This is a genomic window from Nonomuraea sp. NPDC047529 (assembly GCF_040642995.1).
Lineage (GTDB): Bacteria > Actinomycetota > Actinomycetes > Streptosporangiales > Streptosporangiaceae > Nonomuraea.
This window is the reverse complement of sequence record NZ_JBEYTJ010000007.1, coordinates 282,669-300,180: the sequence shown is the minus strand read 5'-3', so window position 1 is coordinate 300,180 and position 17,512 is coordinate 282,669. Positions and strand designations below refer to the sequence as shown.

The 17,512-nt window shown below is 71.0% G+C and carries 15 protein-coding genes; 4 read left to right on the top strand and 11 right to left on the bottom strand.

Annotated elements, in window-relative coordinates:
* Nucleotides 1-129: 129 nt before the first annotated feature.
* Nucleotides 130-1,563 carry an aldehyde dehydrogenase gene (locus tag ABZ815_RS14560; RefSeq protein ID WP_357697740.1) on the top strand — a complete coding sequence of 478 codons (1,434 nt, stop codon included), beginning with the start codon at nt 130-132 and terminating at the stop codon, nt 1,561-1,563.
* Between the two features lie 221 nt (nt 1,564-1,784).
* Here the strand turns inward: ABZ815_RS14560 and ABZ815_RS14555 are convergent, their stop codons facing one another.
* The 7 genes from ABZ815_RS14555 to ABZ815_RS14525 are packed head-to-tail and all read right to left on the bottom strand — an operon-like array spanning nt 1,785 to nt 9,301.
* The gene (locus ABZ815_RS14555; protein ID WP_357697738.1) at nt 1,785-2,537 is read right to left on the bottom strand and encodes an alpha/beta fold hydrolase; all 753 of its coding nucleotides are present in this window, start codon (nt 2,535-2,537) and stop codon (nt 1,785-1,787) included.
* Nucleotides 2,538-2,547: 10 nt separating this feature from the next.
* On the bottom strand, nt 2,548-4,971 hold the full coding sequence (locus tag ABZ815_RS14550) for a LuxR C-terminal-related transcriptional regulator (protein ID WP_357697736.1): 2,424 nt from the start codon (nt 4,969-4,971) through the stop codon (nt 2,548-2,550).
* A gap of 25 nt (nt 4,972-4,996) precedes the next feature.
* On the bottom strand, nt 4,997-5,437 hold the full coding sequence (locus ABZ815_RS14545) for an AMP-binding protein (RefSeq protein ID WP_357697735.1): 441 nt from the start codon (nt 5,435-5,437) through the stop codon (nt 4,997-4,999).
* 56 nt (nt 5,438-5,493) lie between these two features.
* Nucleotides 5,494-7,914 carry a LuxR C-terminal-related transcriptional regulator gene (locus tag ABZ815_RS14540; RefSeq protein ID WP_357697734.1) on the bottom strand — a complete coding sequence of 807 codons (2,421 nt, stop codon included), beginning with the start codon at nt 7,912-7,914 and terminating at the stop codon, nt 5,494-5,496.
* 52 nt (nt 7,915-7,966) lie between these two features.
* On the bottom strand, nt 7,967-8,713 hold the full coding sequence (locus ABZ815_RS14535; RefSeq protein ID WP_357697732.1) for an AMP-binding protein: 747 nt from the start codon (nt 8,711-8,713) through the stop codon (nt 7,967-7,969).
* 55 nt (nt 8,714-8,768) lie between these two features.
* Nucleotides 8,769-9,176 (bottom strand): divalent metal cation transporter, encoded by a 408-nt coding sequence (locus tag ABZ815_RS14530; RefSeq protein WP_357697730.1) that lies wholly within the window; start codon nt 9,174-9,176, stop codon nt 8,769-8,771.
* Complete coding sequence (locus ABZ815_RS14525) at nt 9,173-9,301, bottom strand: hypothetical protein (RefSeq protein ID WP_357697728.1); 129 nt, start codon at nt 9,299-9,301, stop codon at nt 9,173-9,175. Before ABZ815_RS14525 ends, ABZ815_RS14530 begins: the two co-directional genes overlap by 4 nt.
* Nucleotides 9,302-9,706: 405 nt before the next feature.
* On the opposite strand from ABZ815_RS14525, the gene typA reads away from it, so the two are divergent.
* Nucleotides 9,707-11,557 (top strand): translational GTPase TypA, encoded by a 1,851-nt coding sequence (gene typA, locus ABZ815_RS14520; protein ID WP_357697726.1) that lies wholly within the window; start codon nt 9,707-9,709, stop codon nt 11,555-11,557.
* 97 nt (nt 11,558-11,654) lie between these two features.
* Here the strand turns inward: typA and ABZ815_RS14515 are convergent, their stop codons facing one another.
* Nucleotides 11,655-12,305, bottom strand: coding sequence for a DUF2461 domain-containing protein (locus tag ABZ815_RS14515; protein ID WP_357697724.1), 651 nt, complete (start codon nt 12,303-12,305; stop codon nt 11,655-11,657).
* A 21-nt stretch (nt 12,306-12,326) separates the two neighbouring features.
* A complete protein-coding gene (locus ABZ815_RS14510; protein ID WP_357697722.1) occupies nt 12,327-13,040 on the bottom strand; it encodes a polysaccharide deacetylase family protein in 714 nt (237 codons plus the stop codon).
* Between the two features lie 561 nt (nt 13,041-13,601).
* Between ABZ815_RS14510 and ABZ815_RS14505 the strand changes: the two genes are divergently transcribed.
* Nucleotides 13,602-14,546 (top strand): sensor histidine kinase, encoded by a 945-nt coding sequence (locus ABZ815_RS14505; protein WP_357697720.1) that lies wholly within the window; start codon nt 13,602-13,604, stop codon nt 14,544-14,546.
* Here the strand turns inward: ABZ815_RS14505 and ABZ815_RS14500 are convergent.
* The gene (locus ABZ815_RS14500) at nt 14,543-15,130 is read right to left on the bottom strand and encodes a sigma-70 family RNA polymerase sigma factor (protein ID WP_352324845.1); all 588 of its coding nucleotides are present in this window, start codon (nt 15,128-15,130) and stop codon (nt 14,543-14,545) included. The genes ABZ815_RS14505 and ABZ815_RS14500 overlap by 4 nt on opposite strands.
* Before the next feature lie 249 nt (nt 15,131-15,379).
* Between ABZ815_RS14500 and ABZ815_RS14495 the strand changes: the two genes are divergently transcribed.
* On the top strand, nt 15,380-16,453 hold the full coding sequence (locus tag ABZ815_RS14495; protein WP_357697719.1) for a PLP-dependent cysteine synthase family protein: 1,074 nt from the start codon (nt 15,380-15,382) through the stop codon (nt 16,451-16,453).
* A 13-nt stretch (nt 16,454-16,466) separates the two neighbouring features.
* On the opposite strand, the gene ABZ815_RS14490 is transcribed toward ABZ815_RS14495, so the two are convergent.
* A complete protein-coding gene (locus ABZ815_RS14490) occupies nt 16,467-17,462 on the bottom strand; it encodes an iron-siderophore ABC transporter substrate-binding protein (protein ID WP_357697717.1) in 996 nt (331 codons plus the stop codon).
* Nucleotides 17,463-17,512: the final 50 nt, after the last annotated feature.

Here is a 17,512-nt window from a genome sequence, read left to right as displayed (position 1 = left end):
CGAGGACCACTTGCCGGCGCCCGGAGGGTTGCGGCACGCCCCTCTTGCGTGTACGGACAGAACATGGTTCGGTCGCCTTGAGGCGTACGGCCAACAAGCAAGCATTCGGTCAAGCAGGAGGCTCACGACATGCGCCAGCACGACAAGCTGTTCATCGGGGGCGAATGGGTGACCCCCGCGGGCACCGGGACGATCGACGTCATCTCCCCCCACACCGAGGAGGTCGTGGGCCGCGTCCCCGACAGCACGGCCGAGGACGTGAACCGCGCGGTGGCCGCCGCCCGCCAGGCGTTCGACCACGGGCCGTGGCCGCGCATGACGTTCGCCGAGCGGGCCGCCGTGATCGAGCGGCTGGCCGCGATCTACAACGAGCGGCAGGGCGAGATGGCCGCCCTGATCACCGAGGAGATGGGCTCGCCCATCACCTTCTCCAACCTCGCCCAGGCGCCGCAGCCGCTCGGCATGCTGCAGTTCTACGCCGGGCTCGGCAAGGAGTTCGCGCAGGAGGAGGAGCGTCCGGGGCTGTTCGGGCCGATCACCGTGCGGCGCGAGCCGGTCGGCGTCGTCGCGGCGATCGTGCCCTGGAACGTGCCCCAGTTCGTGACCATGACCAAGGTCGCGCCGGCGCTGCTGGCCGGGTGCGCGATCGTGCTCAAGCCCGCGCCCGAGACGCCGCTGGACGCGTACCTGCTGGCCGAGTGGGCGGCCGAGGCCGGGATCCCGGCGGGCGTGCTCAACATCGTGCCCGCCGGACGCGAGGTGGGCGAGCACCTGGTCTCGCACCCCGGCGTCGACAAGGTGGCCTTCACCGGCTCCACCGCCGCGGGCCGCCGCATCGCCTCCATCTGCGGCGAGCAGCTCAAGCGAGTCAGCCTGGAGCTCGGCGGCAAGTCCGCCGCGATCATCCTGGACGACGCCGACCTCCAGGCCGGCATGGGCTTCCTGGCCATGGCCACGCTGATGAACAACGGCCAGGCGTGCGTCGCGCAGACCCGCATCCTGGCCTCGCGCAGCCGGTACGACGAGGTCGTGGACGCCGTGGCCGCCATGGTCAACTCCCAGCCCGTCGGCGACCCGGCCGACCCGGCGACCGGCATCGGCCCGCTGGTGGCCAAGCGCCAGCAGGAACGCGTCGAGGGCTACATCAAGATCGGCATGGACGAGGGCGCCAAGGTCGTCGTCGGCGGCCTCGACCGTCCCCGCGACCGCGGCTGGTACGTCGCCCCCACGGTCTTCGCCAACGTCAGCAACGACATGCGCATCGCCCGCGAGGAGATCTTCGGCCCGGTCCTGGCGGTGATCCCGTACGAGGACGAGGCCGACGCGCTCCGCATCGCCAACGACAGCGACTACGGCCTGGCCGGCACGGTGTGGACGGCCGACACCGAGCGCGGCATGAACGTCGCCCGCCAGGTGCGCACCGGCACCTACGGCGTCAACTGCTTCATGCTGGAGTCGAACGCGCCCTTCGGCGGCTACAAGGCCAGCGGCATCGGCCGCGAGCTGGGCCCCGAGGGCCTCAACGGCTACCTGGAGTACAAGACGATCGCCCGGCTGGGCTGAGAACGGCGGACGGGAGGGGCCCCGCGCGCCGCGAGGCCCCTCCCGGGCCGGGAAGGCACCCAGCGTGCCCCCGCGACGCTAGGTGCCGGATCGGCCGCCTACAGTGGGCGACTGCCCGACTACTGAAGTATGTCCCGCGGCCACCGCACAGGCGGTTTCCTTCCCCAGGGACTTTTCTCCCGGCGGATCCTTTCCATCCGCCTTAGGTAGACGCGTATTACTCACGAAAGGTTCGAGGAGATCCATTTACCGATACGCCGGATGAGTTCGGGGCTGGCGGCCGACTCCGCGTGCCCGTAGCCGGGCTCGATCCACAGCTCCTTGGGCTCGCGGGCGCCGTCGTAGAGCTGGTGGGCGTGGTCCAGCGGGAAGAAGGCGTCGGCGTCGCCGTGCACGATCAGCAGCGGCGCGGGCGAGACCAGGGCGGCGGCCTCGTGCGGCGGCATCGGGATCGGGTCCCACTGCCCACTGGCGATCCTGGTGCGCTTGGCCACCCGCGCGGCGAACCTGCCGAACGGCTGCTCGATGGCCCAGTGGACCTGGCGCATGGGCTTGGTCCCCCGGTAGTACCAGCGGGCCGGGCCGCTGACCGCCGCCACCGCGTCCACGCCCCGGCGCAGCGCCGCGTGCCGTACGGCCACCGCCGCGCCCATGGAGAAGCCCACGACCGCGATCCGGCGGTAGCCGACCACCCGGGCATGCCGTACGGCCGCCTCCACGTCGAGGATCTCCAGGTCGCCCACCGTCGTCTCGCCCCCCGAACGGCCGTGCCCGCGGAAGTCGAACGCGAGCACGCCGCCGTAGCCGCTGAGCACGTGCGCGATGCGGCGGGCGGTGCGCTCGCGCCACGATCCGGTGAAGCCGTGCGCCATGACGATCCCGACGTCCCCGGCCGCCGAGGGCGTGTGGACGGCGTCGATGCGCACACCGTCCTCGGTTCTGAGCATCACCGGGAAATTGGGCGCGAAAGGCATGAATACCAGCTTATGTGGGGTGCGATTCGAGGCCGTGCTCGGTGGCCCACACCGCGATCTGCGCCCGGGAGGCGAAGCCCAGCTTCTCCATGATGTTGGCGACGTGCCGGGCCACGGTGGCCGGGCTGATCACCAGCTTCAGCGCGATGGCCCGGTTGCTCAGCCCGCCCGTGAGCAGCGCGGCGATCTCCAGCTCCCGGCCGGTCAGCCCGCTCTGCCAGGAGCCGTTCACCGGCCGGGGCCCGCCCGCCGGGACGGCCTGGCCGGGGTCGAGCACGCGCCTGGCGACCTCCTCGGGCGACTGCCGGGCGCCCTTGGCCCACAGCAGCGACACCCGCCCCTCGCCGAGCCCGCCCCTGGCCCGCGTGAGCAGCTCCTGGACCGGGCCGGGGACGCCGTACTGGCCGATGGCCTCGCGCAGCGCGGTCGCGGCGGCGGCGGCCAGCACCGCGCCCTCCAGGTCGCCCTGCTCGCCCGCCAGCGCCGACATGGCCATCAGCGCCCGCACCACGCCCCTGCGCTGGCCGGTGCGGGTGCTCAGCGCCAGGCTCGCGGCCAGATGCAGCCGGGCGGCCGGATAGTCGTGCATCCGGGCCGACACCCGGCCCAGCTTGGCCTGGCAGCGGGCCAGCTCGACCCGGTTGCCCATGTCCTCCAGCAGCGGCAGGGCCGAGGTGTGGCAGGTCACGGCGGCCTCCAGGTCGCCCGCGGCCTCGGCCACCGCGCCCAGGTGGGTCAGCGCCCTGGCCAGCGTCCAGTGGTGGCCGGCCTCCCGTGCCAGGGCCAGCGCCTCCTCGCCGCGCCGGCGGGCCTGGCGGAGCTGGCCGCGGAAGAGCGCCAGGTTGAGCTGGGCGATGCGGACCGTGGCCAGGTTGAACGGGTCGTCGTGCGCGGTGGCCGCCGCCTCCAGCTCCTCCAGGTAGCGCAGCGCCTTCTCGCTCTGACCGGTGCGGAAGAACACGGCCAGCGCGACGCTGTAGGTGACGCCCAGCCAGTGGGTGTACGGATGCCGCTTCTGCTCCTCGACGCCCTGCACCACCAGCTCTTCCGCACGGGCCAGCTCGTCGCAGATCTCCAGCCCGTACGCCAGGCCGCCCTTGGCCACGGCGACCACGTCGGAGGGCACCCGTGACAGGTCGAGGGCGAGCAGCCGCCGGTGCCAGCCGACGGTCTCGCCCAGCTCACCGCGTACGGCCAGGATCGCCAGGGCGGCGCGGGCCAGACGCAGCCCGAGCACCGGGTCGGCCGACTCCACCGCCCGCTCCACCGCCGCCCGGCAGTCGTCCATCAGCGCGCGGCCCCTGGCGAAGTGGGGGACGCGGGCGGCCCAGGGCATGCGCGGGTCGAGCGCGCCGGCCTGGTAGCAGAACTCCATCTCCTCGCAGATCACCCGCAGGTGCCGGTCGCGCAGCCGCGTCAGCTCGCCCGCCTCGGCCAGCCGCTCGGCGGAGTACTGCCTGATGGTCTCCAGGAGGCGGTAGCGCCCGTCGTGGTGGAGCACCAGCGACTTGTCCACCAGGCCGCTGAGCAGGTCGAGCAGCTCGGCCCTGCGCACGATGCCGCCGTCGGCGCACACCCGCTCGGCCACGGCCAGGTCGAACAGCCCGGCGAAGACCGACAGGCGGCGCAGCAGCACCCGTTCCTTGGGCCGCAGCAGGTCGTGGCTCCACTCGACGGTGGCCAGCAGCGTGCGCTGCCGGGCGGGCGCGGTACGGTCGCCCCTGGTCAGCAGGGTGAACCGGTCGCCGATGCGGTCGGCGATGCGGCCGGGGCTCATCAGGCTCGTCCGGGCCGCCGCCAGCTCCAGCGCCAGCGGCAACCCGTCGAGGGCCCGGCACAGGCGGACGACGTCGTCCATGCTGCCGGTCACCGAACGGGCCCCCGCCGCCAGCGCCCGCTCGACGAACAGCAGCACGGACTCGGCGTCGGGGTGGTGGTCGTCGGGCAGTTCGAGCGGCGGCACCCGCCAGACCAGCTCGCCGGGGATGTGCAGCGGCTCCCGGCTGGTGAGCAGGAAGCGCAGCTCGGGGCAGTCGGCGATCAGACCGGCGACCAGCTCGGCGCACCGGTCGACCAGATGCTCGCAGTTGTCCAGCACGATCAGCGCCCTGGCCTCGCGCAGCCGGACCCGCAGGCCGTCGAGCAGCCGCCCGGGGGCCTCGTCGCGGACGCCGAGCACGCCGGCCATCTCGTTGACGATCAGCGCCGGGTCCGCCACGCGGGCCAGCTCGACCAGCCAGACGCCGTCGGCGAAGCCCGGCGCGGCCCTGGCCGCCACCCGCAGCGACAGGCGGGTCTTGCCGATGCCGCCGATGCCGCTGAGCGTGACCACGCGTTCGTCGTGGACCAGCGTGCTCAGCTCGATCAGGTCGCGCCCGCGGCCGACGAAACGGTTGGGCTCTGCGGGCAGGTTGTGCGGAACTGGCGGAGTCATGTCGGTGCCCAGGGTCAGCGGAGGATCACATTTCCGCTAAGTCTCCACCTCCGGCCGGGTCCGCGCGATCACTTTCCGTGGACTGTCCGCGACTGTTCGGATACGGATGCCGTCCGTTCAGCTCGGCGATGCTCATCACGATCCGCACCCGTGACTCCTCGGCCGCCTCCAGCGCCGCCGGCACGTCGGAGATCATGACCCGCGCGCCGCTGGCCCGGATGCGCTCACCCAGCCCGGCGCGGTCGAGGTCCACGGGCACCGGCCAGACGACGCCGCCCGCCGCCATCACCGCGTCGGCCGCCACCAACAGGTCGGGCCCGACGGGCAGGCAGACGAGCACCGTGTCGCCCGCGCGCACGCCTCTGCGCCGCAACTGGACGGTCGCGATCGCCGACCGCTCGTCCAGTTGCTTCTCGGTGAGCTCCAGGCCCGTGCCCGCGTCCACCATGACGATGTGCTCATCCATGGCGTCCACGGTAGGGAGGGGGTCACGTGCCTACATGGGGCGGAATATGCAGATCCCTATGCAGAAGCGCTGGGGTGCTCGGCGGCCCACACCGCGATCTGAGCGCGGGAGGTGTAACCCAGCTTCTCCATGATGTTGGCGATGTGCCGGGCGACCGTCGCGGGGCTGATCACCAGCTCCTCGGCGATGGCCCGGTTGGACAGCCCCCGGGTGAGCAGGCCGGCGATCTCCAGCTCGCGCGCGGTCAGCAGCGAGTGCCTGACCGGCTCGGCCGCCACGGGCGGCGGGGACGCCGGCCGCTCCCCCGCCAGCACCTGGAGGGCCGCGGCGTCGGGGCTCATCGCCCGGCCGCGGGACCACAGCGAGGCCGTGCGGCCCTCGCCGAGCTTGGCGCGGGCGCGCGAGAGCAGCTCCTCGATCCTGATCGTGGCCGAGTGCTGGCCGATCGACTCGCGCAGCGTGGCCGCGGCGGCGGCGGCCAGCACCGCGCCGTCGAGATCGCCCTCGTGCTCGGCCAGCACCGACAGGCCGGCCAGGCACCGGGCCACCCCCTGCCGCTGGCCGCTCTGCCGGCTCAGCGCGAGGCTGTCGGCCAGCCGCTCCCTGGCCGCGGCGAACTCGCCCAGCATGGCGGCCACCCGGCCGACCCTGGCCAGGCAGCGCGCCAGCTCCGAGTCGCCGCCCAGCTCCCACAACCACGGGACGGCCTGCTCGTACTGGGACTTGGCGGTCTCCAGGTCGCCGCGGGCCTCGGCCACCGCGCCGAGCTGGGCGGCCATCCTGGCCATGAGCCAGCGGTGGCCGTGCTCGCGCGCCCGCGCCAGGGCCTCGTCGCCCAGCCGCTGGGCCTCGCGCAGCCGGCCCCTGGTCAGCGCGACCGCCGACAGCCCGGCCAGCCCCGCCGCCTGGTTCCAGGCGTCGCCCGACTCGGTGGCGTCGGCCAGGCCCCGCTCGGCGTGGTGCAGCGCCTCGTCGATCCGGCCCATGCGCAGCAGGAGGATGACCACGAGGCTGTGCATGACGCAGCGCGTGAACGCGTTGCCGCCGTCGCCGCCGAGGCCCGCCAGGCTCTCGGTGGCCACCTCCAGCGACCGGCTGAGCTCGTCACGGGCCTCCAGCCCGTAGGCGAGGTACGCCTTGCCCTGCGCGACCTGCGCGTCGGGGACGAGTGACAGGTCGAGCGAGAGCAGCCGCTCGGTCCAGCCGACGATCTCCGTCAGGTTGCCGGAGATGGGCAGCAGGGCCGTGCTGGCGGCGCACAGCCGCAGGCCGAGCCGCGCGTTGCCGGACTCGGCGGCCCAGTCGAGGGCGGCCCGCTGGTCGTCGAGGAGCTGCTTGCCGGCCATCAGGCACCCCAGCCGCTCCGGCCAGGGCACGCCCGGCCGGACCATCTCGGTCGTGAAGTGGCGTTCCTGAAGGTCGCACAGGACGCTGAGATGCCGCTCGCGGACGGCCTCGCGCTCGCCGGCCCGGTCCAGCCGCTTCATCGCGTACCGCTTGATCGTCTCCAGCATCCGGTAGCGCCTGCGTTCCTCGTCGCACAGCACGAGGGACTTGTCGACCAGCCCGCCGAGCAGGTCGACGATCTCCGCCCGCGCGATGGGCGGCTCGGCGCAGACCTGCTCGGCCAGGTCGAGGTCGAAGTCGCGGGCGAAGACCGACAGCCTGCGCAGCAGCACCTGTTCCTTGGCCGACAGCAGGTCGTAGCTCCAGTCGACGGTGGCCAGCAGCGTGCGCTGCCGCGCCGGGGCGGTACGCCCGCCCGTGGTCAGCAGGGAGAAGCGGTCGTCGAGCCGGTCGGCGATCTGCCCGGGGCTGAGCAGGCTCGTACGGGCCGCCGCCAGCTCCAGGGCCAGGGGCAGCCCGTCGAGCGCCTGGCAGAGGCGCACCACGTCGGGCAGGGTGTCGTAGCCGAGCCGGGTGCCGGCGGCGGCGGCGCGGTCCATGAAGAGCTGCACCGACTCGGCGTCGGCGTACCCCATCTCGGGCAGGTCGAGCGGCGGCACCCGCCAGATCAGCTCGCTGGCGATGCGCAGCGGCTCCCTGCTGGTGGCCAGGACGCTCAGCCGGGGGCAGCAGGCGACCAGCTCGGCGGCCAGCTCGGCGCACCCGTCGATCAGATGTTCGCAGTTGTCGAGCAGCAGCAGGCAGCGCAGGTCGCGCAGCCGGGCGGTGACGGTGTCGAGCAGCGGGCGCCCGCTCTCCTCGCGCACCCGCAGCACCCGGGCGATCTCCTGGACGATCTGCTCGGGGCGGCCGACCCGGGCCAGCTCGACCAGCCACACCCCGCCCGGATAACCGCCCACCAACCCGGCGGCCACCCGCAGGGCCAGCCGGGTCTTGCCGATGCCGCCGACGCCGCACAGCGTGACCACGCGCGTCTCGTCGAACAGCCCGCGAAGGTCGTCGAGGTCGCGTTCGCGGCCCACGAACCGATTGGGCTCTGCTGGAAGGTTGTGCCGGGGGGCCTCTGGCATGTGTTCACCCTGCGTCGCCGAAGGATCACACTCTTCCACAGTGTCGCACTTTTCACAGGCCAAGCGAGCTGACGATCGCCCTTTCGTCCACAACGCGCAGAATGGGGTTGCCCAGCAGCCGCCTGGCGACGTCGTACGGCGCCACGACCATGGTGGCCCTGCGCTCGGCGGCCAGCACGCGGCAGCCGATGACGGTCGGCTCGTTGGCGGCGATCACCACGTGGGCGCCCGACATCAGGGCCAGGTCGAGCACCCGCAGCCCTTTGAGCAGGTCACCGGCCGCGTTGACGACGACGTCGTCCTTGCCGATCACCAGGCGGGCGGCCAGGTTGCGCAGGTCGGCGGCGAGCTCGTCGTGGTCGAGGACGCGTCCTTCGCCCAGCGCCAGCGCCGCGCCCGCCAGCGGACCGAACTCCACCGGGTTCGCGTTGAGCAGCCCGGCGAACGGGAGCGTGCCGGGCGAGGGACGGAAGGCGTAGACCCGGTCGGCGGCGACCGCGCCGAGGTCGCGAGGGCCGCGGGTGATCATCATGCGGGCCGGGCCCGAGCCGTTCAGCACGGCGACGCCGCCCGCCCAGGACACCGCGTGGACCGCCACCGTCAGGGACACGCCGAGCGGCAGATCGATGAGGACGCGGTCGCCGTAGGTCAGGCCGTCGCGCCGCAACCCGCCCGCCGCCCGGGTGACCCGCCTGGCGAACTGCGCGTACGACAGCACCTCGCCGGTCCTGACGTCGCTCACCGCCGGCTGGTCGCCCTTGCTCGGGGCCGAGCTCATCACCAGCTCTGTCCACGTCATGACGACAATGTAGGGATCGCTGCGGCTCCTGCCATGCACACAAATGTGCAACCTGCTATGTACGTCCCGGCTCGCGCTCGTACAGCTCGGTGAGGGGGGCGAGCCGGTCGGCGGGCACGTTCAGGCGCAGGCCGGCGGCGATCTCCAGGGCCGGCGACGCGCCGCCGATCTCCGCGGCCAGCGTGAGCAGGTTGATGAGGAACGACGCCGCCAGGTTGAGCAGTCCCGCCCGCGGGCCGAGCCGTTCGCGTACGAGGTCGAAGACGGGCCGGCCGGAGACGGCGGCGATCCGGCCGGACATCTCGGCGAACAGGCAGATGCCCACCACGCCGACCACCACGACCCACGCCAGCGACATCCCGAACCGGGCGCCGACCAGCGAGTTGGCCACGAGGTCGCCGATGTCCACGAAGCCGCCGACGGCGCTGAGGATGCCGAGCGTGACGGCGAAGAGCTTCTTCACCCCAGCGACTCCAGCTCCCGCACCGCACCGGCTGGGTCCTCGATCCGGTCCCGGCGGACCTGGATGAGCAGGTCGTCCACCAGGCTCTCGGCCCGCTGGATGCGGTCGAGCAGCCGGTCGCGCACCTGGTCGGACCGCTCGGACGGCGGCTGGACCCCGCCGAACTGGTCGCCGACCGCGTCCAGCTCCCCGGCCGCGTCAACCGGCCACGAGCAGTGCGAGCAGCACGAGGACGGCCGCGGCCCGCTTCACGTACGCCCTCGGAGCAGGAAGTAGGCCAGCAGCCCGAGAAGCGCGGCGAACTGCCCCCACGCGGCGAGCAGCACCAGTCCTTCGTCCCTCACGGTCGCTCACTGCCCGGCCGCCCGTGATCCATGCGGGAGGGCGGGAATCAGACACCCCGGGCGGAACGTTCACCCGTACAGCGCCGCAGACGCGTTGTCCCGCTCTTGCCACGAGAGGGGATCAACTAGACTTGGTGGGTCGCGACTTCGCGCGGCCGCCCCCACGACACAGAGCGAGAAGTCATCATGCCTTTGAACAGCCGCGACGACCTGCGGAACATCGCGATCATCGCGCACGTCGACCATGGCAAGACCACACTGGTCGACGCCATGCTCTGGCAGTCCGGGGCCTTCCGCGCGAACCAGGACGTCGACGACCGGGTCATGGACTCCAACGACCTGGAGCGCGAGAAGGGCATCACCATTCTCGCCAAGAACACCGCCGTCCAGCACGGCGGCATGACCCTGAACATCATCGACACCCCCGGCCACGCCGACTTCGGCGGCGAGGTCGAGCGCGGCCTCTCGATGGTCGACGGTGTGGTGCTGCTGGTCGACGCCTCCGAGGGCCCGCTGCCGCAGACCCGGTTCGTGCTGCGCAAGGCCTTCGCCGCCAAGATGCCGGTCATCCTGTGCATCAACAAGGTCGACCGCCCCGACGCCCGCATCAAGGAGGTCGTCGACGAGGTCTACGAGCTGTTCATGGACCTCGACGCCACCGAGGAGCAGATCGACTTCCCGATCGTCTACGCCTCGGCCAAGGCCGGCCGCGCCTCCATGAACCGTCCCGACGACGGCGGCATGCCCGACTCGGAGGACCTGGAGCCGCTGTTCGACATCATCAAGTCGACGATCCCGGCCCCTACGTACGACCCCAACGCGCCGCTGCAGGCGCACGTCACCAACCTCGACGCCTCCTCCTACCTGGGCCGCATCGCGCTGTGCCGGATCCACCAGGGCGTCATCCACAAGGGCCAGCAGGTCGCCTGGTGCCGCACCGACGGCACGATCCAGAAGGTGAAGATCACCGAGCTGCTGATGACGGAGGCGCTGGAGCGCAAGCCGGCCGAGCAGGCCGGTCCCGGCGACATCATCGCCATCGCGGGCATCCCCGAGATCATGATCGGCGAGACGCTGGCCGACCCGGAGGACCCGCGCCCGCTGCCGCTGATCACGGTCGACGAGCCGGCGATCTCGATGACGATCGGCACCAACACCTCGCCGCTGGTCGGCAAGGTGAAGGGCTCCAAGGTCACCGCCCGCATGGTCAAGGACAGGCTCGAGAAGGAGCTGGTCGGCAACGTGTCGCTGCGCGTGCTGCCCACCGACCGTCCCGACGCCTGGGAGGTGCAGGGCCGTGGTGAGCTGGCGCTGGCCATCCTGGTCGAGCAGATGCGCCGCGAGGGCTACGAGCTGACCGTGGGCAAGCCGCAGGTGGTCACCAAGACCATCGACGGCAAGGTGCACGAGCCGGTCGAGCGCCTGACGGTCGACTGCCCGGAGGAGTACCTCGGCGCGGTCACCCAGCTCCTGGCCGTCCGCAAGGGCCGCATGGAGCACATGACCAACCACGGCACCGGCTGGATCCGCATGGAGTTCGTGGTCCCGGCCCGCGGCCTGATCGGCTTCCGCACCGAGTTCCTGACCGAGACCCGCGGCACCGGCCTGGTCCACCACGTGTTCGACTCCTACGAGCCCTGGTTCGGCGAGCTGCGCACCCGCAACAACGGTTCGCTGGTGGCCGACAGGTCGGGCCCGGTCACCGCGTTCGCCATGCTCAACCTCCAGGAGCGCGGCACGCTGTTCGTCTCGCCGACCACCGAGGTCTACGAGGGCATGATCATCGGTGAGAACTCGCGTTCCGACGACATGGACGTGAACATCACCAAGGAGAAGAAGCTCACCAACATGCGCTCGTCCACGAGCGAGGAGACCGAGAAGGTCATCCCGCCGCGGACGCTGTCGCTGGAGCAGGCGCTGGAGTTCATCCGCGAGGACGAATGCGTGGAGATCACGCCCGACGCGGTCCGCATCCGCAAGGTCGTGCTCGACGGCGCCACCCGTGGCCGGGCCGCCGCCCGCGCCAAGCGCGCCTGATCCGTCCAGCACGTCCCGCATCACGGCCGCGTGTCACCTTCCCGGTGACACGCGGCTTCTGTGTAGACGGAGCCGGTCACGAAGGCCGGCGATGCGCTCAGCGGCGCGGCAGCTCGCTGCCCCTGACGTGCGCGCACTGCCACTCGACCAGCGCCGCGCAGTCGCGCCAGGCCCGCTCGACGCGCCCGCGCACCTCGGCCGTGTGCACCCACGGCTCGGGCTCGTAGCGGGCGCCCGCGAACAGGGACCTGTGGCGCAGCAGCTCGATGCGGGGATGGTCCTCGTCGAAGCCGCGCGGCCTGGTCTTCAGGCGGTCGCCGCCGATCGTGTAGCCGGCTTCGGCGAGCCTGGCCGTGATCGACTCCAGCGGCTTGCCGGTCAGGTCCTCGTCCACGGCCGCGCGGTAGCGGGCGACCTGGTCGGGGGCCTGGGTGTAGCGGCCGCCCGCGACGTACAGGCCGGCGGCGCTGATCTCGACGTAGAAGCCGATGCCGGGCATCAGGTCGACGAACGCGCCCTGATGGGTCTTGTACGGCGTCTTGTCCTTGGAGAAGCGCACGTCGCGGTAGGGCCGGAAGAGCTGGGCCGGGCCGAACTCGTCGGCCAGCTCGTCGGTGAGCTCCGTCATGGGCGCTCGGACGGCGTCCTCGTACAGGTGCTTGTGGCGGGTGAAGTAGGTCTTGGAGTTGTCCGCCTCAAGACCCTCGTAGAAGATGAACGCCTCGTCGGGGAAGCCGGTGAAACCCATGGCCCAAGGGTGCCATGCCGCTCACCGTGCGGTGTACGTGCGGCCCGGCGTGGGCGGGCGGCCGTACAGCTCCGAGACGGTCACGAACGTGTAGCCCTTCTTGGCGAGCGTGTCGAGCACCTTCGGCACGGCCTCGATCGTGGTGGGGTGGATGTCGTGCATGAGCACGATCGACCCGGCCTTGGCGGTGTCGGCGCGCCTGACCACGGCGGCGGGCTCGCGGTGCAGCCAGTCGAGGGTGTCGACGTCCCACAGGATCTGGGCCAGGCCCTCGCGGCGGGTCTCGGCGGCCACGGCGTCGTCGGTGCTGCCGTACGGCGGGCGCATCACCCGCATCCTGACCCCGGTCAGCCGGTGGACCAGCTCCTGGGTGTGCCCAAGCTCGTGCTGCACCCCCTCGCGCGACAGGCCGGTCAGCGACGGGTGGGACCAGGAGTGGTTGCCGATCTCGTGCCCCTCGTCCACGATGCGGCGGGTGATCCGGCCGCCGGTGTCGGCCGCCACCATCTCCCCCAGCACGAAGAACGTGGCCTTGACCTGGCGTTGACGCAGCAGGTCGAGCAACTTGCCGGTGTAGGGCCCGGGACCGTCGTCGAAGGTCAGGGCCACACACTTGATCTTGCCGCAGTCGAACCTGCGACTGCGCGGCCAGTCGGCCTGCTGCGCGACCAGCCGCTTGGCCAGGACCTCAGGACTGACCGGCGGCCGGACCGCGGCGGAATGCCGGCGCGGCACCGGTTGAGCGGCACAGCCCACGAGAACGAACAGAACGAACGGCAAAGCCCAAATGCGCATGTTTTCCCCCGAAACACCGCACGCGGGGGCCTCACGGATAGTCCTGAACCGGTCTCCCCCGTAGTTCCCTGGTCAGGTCGTCCCACCAGGGTGGGATGTCCGCGTGCAGCTCCTTGTAGCGGCGCGCCACACGCATGGCACATCCAACCGGATCCGTACCCAGATGACGACGTTTAACCGGACCTTCCTGCCAACGGTAAAACCCGTCCCTGTAATGCACGACGAGACCTATCCAGACCGAGATGGTCGCTCCGTCCCCCACCTCGTACGCGCTGGTGACACCCAGCCCGTGCAGCTCCGCCTGGAGTTTCTCCGTCGCCGCGCGGGCTTCGGTCACACGCCACCCCCTGCCGACGTTCGCATACACATGCGGTGTACCCAGCAACGGGCATCAGTCGTCCAAGACATGGAGTAATCATCAAACTCCGGGGGGTCATCCGCAGGCGATCGACGTTATTGGTCCGGTTGCGCGGCCGGGCCGGCCCTTGTTACGTTTCCGCCGTGCGCCGGGAGCGGGCACAGTCGCTGAAGCACGTCGCGGTACCGTACGACTCGGATCGGGCTTTCCTCGACCTCGTCGTGCCGCGCGTGCGCACCGCGCTGGACGAAGACAGGCGCGTGCTGGTCGTCAACCGTCCCGACCGGCTGGCGCTGCTGTCGGAGGCCCTCGACGGCGACGCGCGCCGCATCGACAGCCGCCTGTCCAGCTCCTGGTACGGCCACCCCCACCGGATGCTGGCCGCCTACCACGAGTACACACGCGGGCGGCCCACGCTCGTCATCGGCGAGCCCGTCTGGACCGATCTGAGCGAGCCGCGGATCCAGGACCTCATCCGCTACGACTCGGTCGTCAACGCCGCCCTCGCCGCGGCCCCGTCCGTCATGATGTGCCTGTACGACCTGCGCCACGTCCCCGAGCCCGTCCGGGAGTTCACCTCGGTCGTCCACCCGCTGGTGCTGGGGGCCGGGGGCGAGACCGCGAGCGGCCGCTTCGTGGAGCCCCACGAGCTGGTGCTCGACGGCGACGACGCGCCGTTCCCCGAGCCGGGCCCGGGGGCCTGTCTGGTGCGTTTCACGGCCCGCGAGCTCAAGCGCCTGCGTCAGAGCGTCGGCGACTACGCCAGGGCGGCCGGAATGGACCGCAACCTCATCTCGTCGCTGGTGCTGAGCGTCTCGGAGATCGCCGCGAACTCCGTCGAGCACGGCGCCGGGTTCGGCACGATCACGATGTGGGTGGAGGAGCGCGACCTCGTCTGCGAGATCGCCGATCCCGGCGGGACGCTCGACGACCCCTTACCGGGCTACATACCGCCGGAGCCCGAGGCCCCACGGGGGTACGGGCTCTGGATCAGCCGGCAGCTCTGCGACCGGGTGCAGATGCGCGACGAAGGCGGCGTGTTACGCGTCCGCCTTCGTCTGTCCCTGGACTCGCCCGGTTCCTCCTAGGCGGCCGCGCGGGGGGCGGGAAGGCGCACGGCCCCCTCCTCCCGCGCGTAGTCCTCCAGCATGCCGCGGAGCTGGCGGCGGCCACGGTGCAGGCGGGACATCACGGTGCCGATGGGCGTCCCCATGCGCTCGGCGATCTCCTTGTACGCGAACCCCTCGACGTCGGCCAGGTAGACGGCCACGCGGAAGTCCTCGGGCAGGGAGCGCAGGGCGTTCATCACGACGCTGTCGGGCAGCCGGTCGAGCGCCTCGGTCTCGGCCGAGCGCAGGCCCGTGGAGGTGTGGGACTCGGCGGCGTGCAGCTGCCAGTCCTCGATGTCCTCGGCAGCCGACAACTTCGGCGAGCGCTGCTTCTTGCGGTAGTCGTTGATGAAGTTGTTGGTGAGGATGCGGTGCAGCCACGCCTTGAGGTTGGTGCCCTCACGGAACTGGTGATAGGACGTGTACGCCTTGGCGACCGTCTCCTGCACCAGGTCCTCGGCGTCGGCGGCGTTGCGGGTCAGGCGCATGGCGGAAGCGAACAGCTGCGACGTCACGGGCACGACATCGCGCTCGAACCAGTCCTGACGCTGCTCATCGGTCATAGTGATCAATTTCATTCCCCCTTGCGCTATCCCCCGTTCGGCACAAGCCGCCTGACAGCGTTCCTCATCCTCGCAACTCCCGAGTAAGGGTGGCGTTAGGAGAGTTCGCCTAGGTCAGAAGGGGTTTCAGTCCATCTGGCTCGCGGCGTGCGTGGTCACGTCCACGGCCGGACAAGTCTCATTATCATAACACTACCCATCCAATATCGTAGGAATAGTGGTCAGAGTCACAGGGGATAGCGTATAGGCATGGAATCTGTGGACCGTCACGACACGGGGACACGCCGGTGGGTGGCGGAGGCCATCCGCAAGGTGGAGGCCGACGCCAACCGGAGTTGTGACACTCACCTGCACGTCTTTCCGCTTCCCTCGGACTGGGGTGTAAACCTCTACCTGAAAGACGAATCGGTGCACCCGACCGGTTCACTCAAACACCGGCTCGCGCGGTCCCTGTTCCTGTACGGCCTCGCCAACGGCTGGATCGGCCCGGCCACCACGATCGTGGAGGCGTCCAGCGGTTCGACCGCGGTCAGCGAGGCGTATTTCGCCCGGTTGCTCGGCCTGCCGTTCATCGCCGTCATGCCCGCGTCCACGTCGCCCGAGAAGTGCCACCTCATCGAGTTCTACGGCGGGAAGTGTCATCTGGTCGCCGACCCGGGGGCGATCTATGACGAATCTCACCGGCTGGCCGCCGAGACCGGGGGCCACTTCATGGACCAGTTCACCTACGCCGAACGCGCGACCGACTGGCGAGGCAACAACAACATCGCCGAGTCGATCTATTCCCAGATGTCCATGGAGCCGCATCCCGAGCCCGCCTGGATCGTGGTCGGCGCCGGCACCGGCGGCACGTCGTCCACGATCGGCCGCTACATCCGCTACCGCCGCCACCCCACCCGCCTGGCCGTGGTCGATCCGGAGGGCTCGGCGTTCTACCCGGGCTGGGTCTCGGGCGACACCTCGGTGACGGCGTCCGGGTCGCGGATCGAGGGCATCGGGCGTCCGCGGGTGGAGCCGTCGTTCCTGCCCAGCGTGATCGACCGCATGATCGCCGTCCCCGACGCCCGGTCGATCGCCGCCATGCACTGGACCCGCGAGGTCACCGGTCTCGACGTCGGCGGCTCCACGGGCACCAACCTGGCGGCCTGCATCGACCTCGTCAGGGAGATGCGCGAGGAGGGCCGCCAGGGCAGCATCGTCACCCTGGTCTGCGACCGCGGCGACCGCTACAAGGGCACCTACGACAACCCGGAATGGCTGGCCGGCCAGGGGCTGGACCTCGAACCCCATCTGGCCGACCTGCGGGCCTTCCTGCCGCGCTGAGCGTCCGCGCGGGTCAGGAGGCGGGCTTGGCGGGGTCGACCGAGAACGTCTGGGCCAGGTCGTCCAGGATGGCGTGGGCGCCCTGGATGCCCACGGCGCTCATCCACGTCAGGTCGCTGACCTCGTGCTTTTCTCCCTTGAGCCGGCCCCACAGCGGGTTGCCGACGAACTTCTCCTTGGGGCCGTCGCTGGCCGGGTCCGGATAGGTGGCGACGAAGATGTGGTCGGCGTCGAGGTCGGCGATGCGTTCCTGGCTGACGTCCACGGCGATGGCGTCGTCCTTGGTGGGCTGGCCCTCAGGACGCGGGAAGCCGACGTCCTTCAGCACGACCCCGGAGTAGGACTTCTCGACGTACAGCCGGACGGTGGGCTCGCCGGCGAAGCGCACGATCGAGATCGTCGGCAGCTTCCCGCCCTGCTTGTCCTTGATCGCGGTCCCGATCTTGCCCGCGCGCTCCTCGAACGCCTTGATCCTGGAGTCGGCCAGGTCCTCCTTGCCCAGGGCGCGGCCCATGAGCCGCAGGTTGTCCTTCCAGATGGCGCCGGTCGTCTCGCTGAAGACCGTCGGCGCGATCTTCGACAGCTTGTCGTACAGGGCCTCGTGCCGGACCTTGGCCGACACGATCAGGTCGGGCTTGAGCGCGGCGATCTTCTCCAGGCTCGGCTGCTCCAGCGTGCCGACCGAGGTGGCCTCCTTGCCGTACTGGGCGACGAGCGGGCCGAGGTAGTCGGGCAGCTTGGTGTCGATCGACCGGTAGGTGGTGTAGCCGATCACCGGGGTCTCCAGCGTGAGCACCGCGTCCACGAAGCTCTGGTCGAGCGCGACGACCCGCCTGGGCTGGCCGGAGATCTTGGTCGAGCCCATCGCGTGCTCGATCGTCCTGGTGGCCGGGTCGGCCGACGACGCGGCCGAGGATCCCGCCGGGGTCTCCGTCGAAGTCCCTGTCGAGCCGCACGCGGCCACCCCCGCCACCAGCAATGCACCGGCCAGCAACCGCCACGCTCTCATCAGAACCCTTTCCCTAGGTAAGGCGAACCTAAATTAGGTTAGCCCTGCCT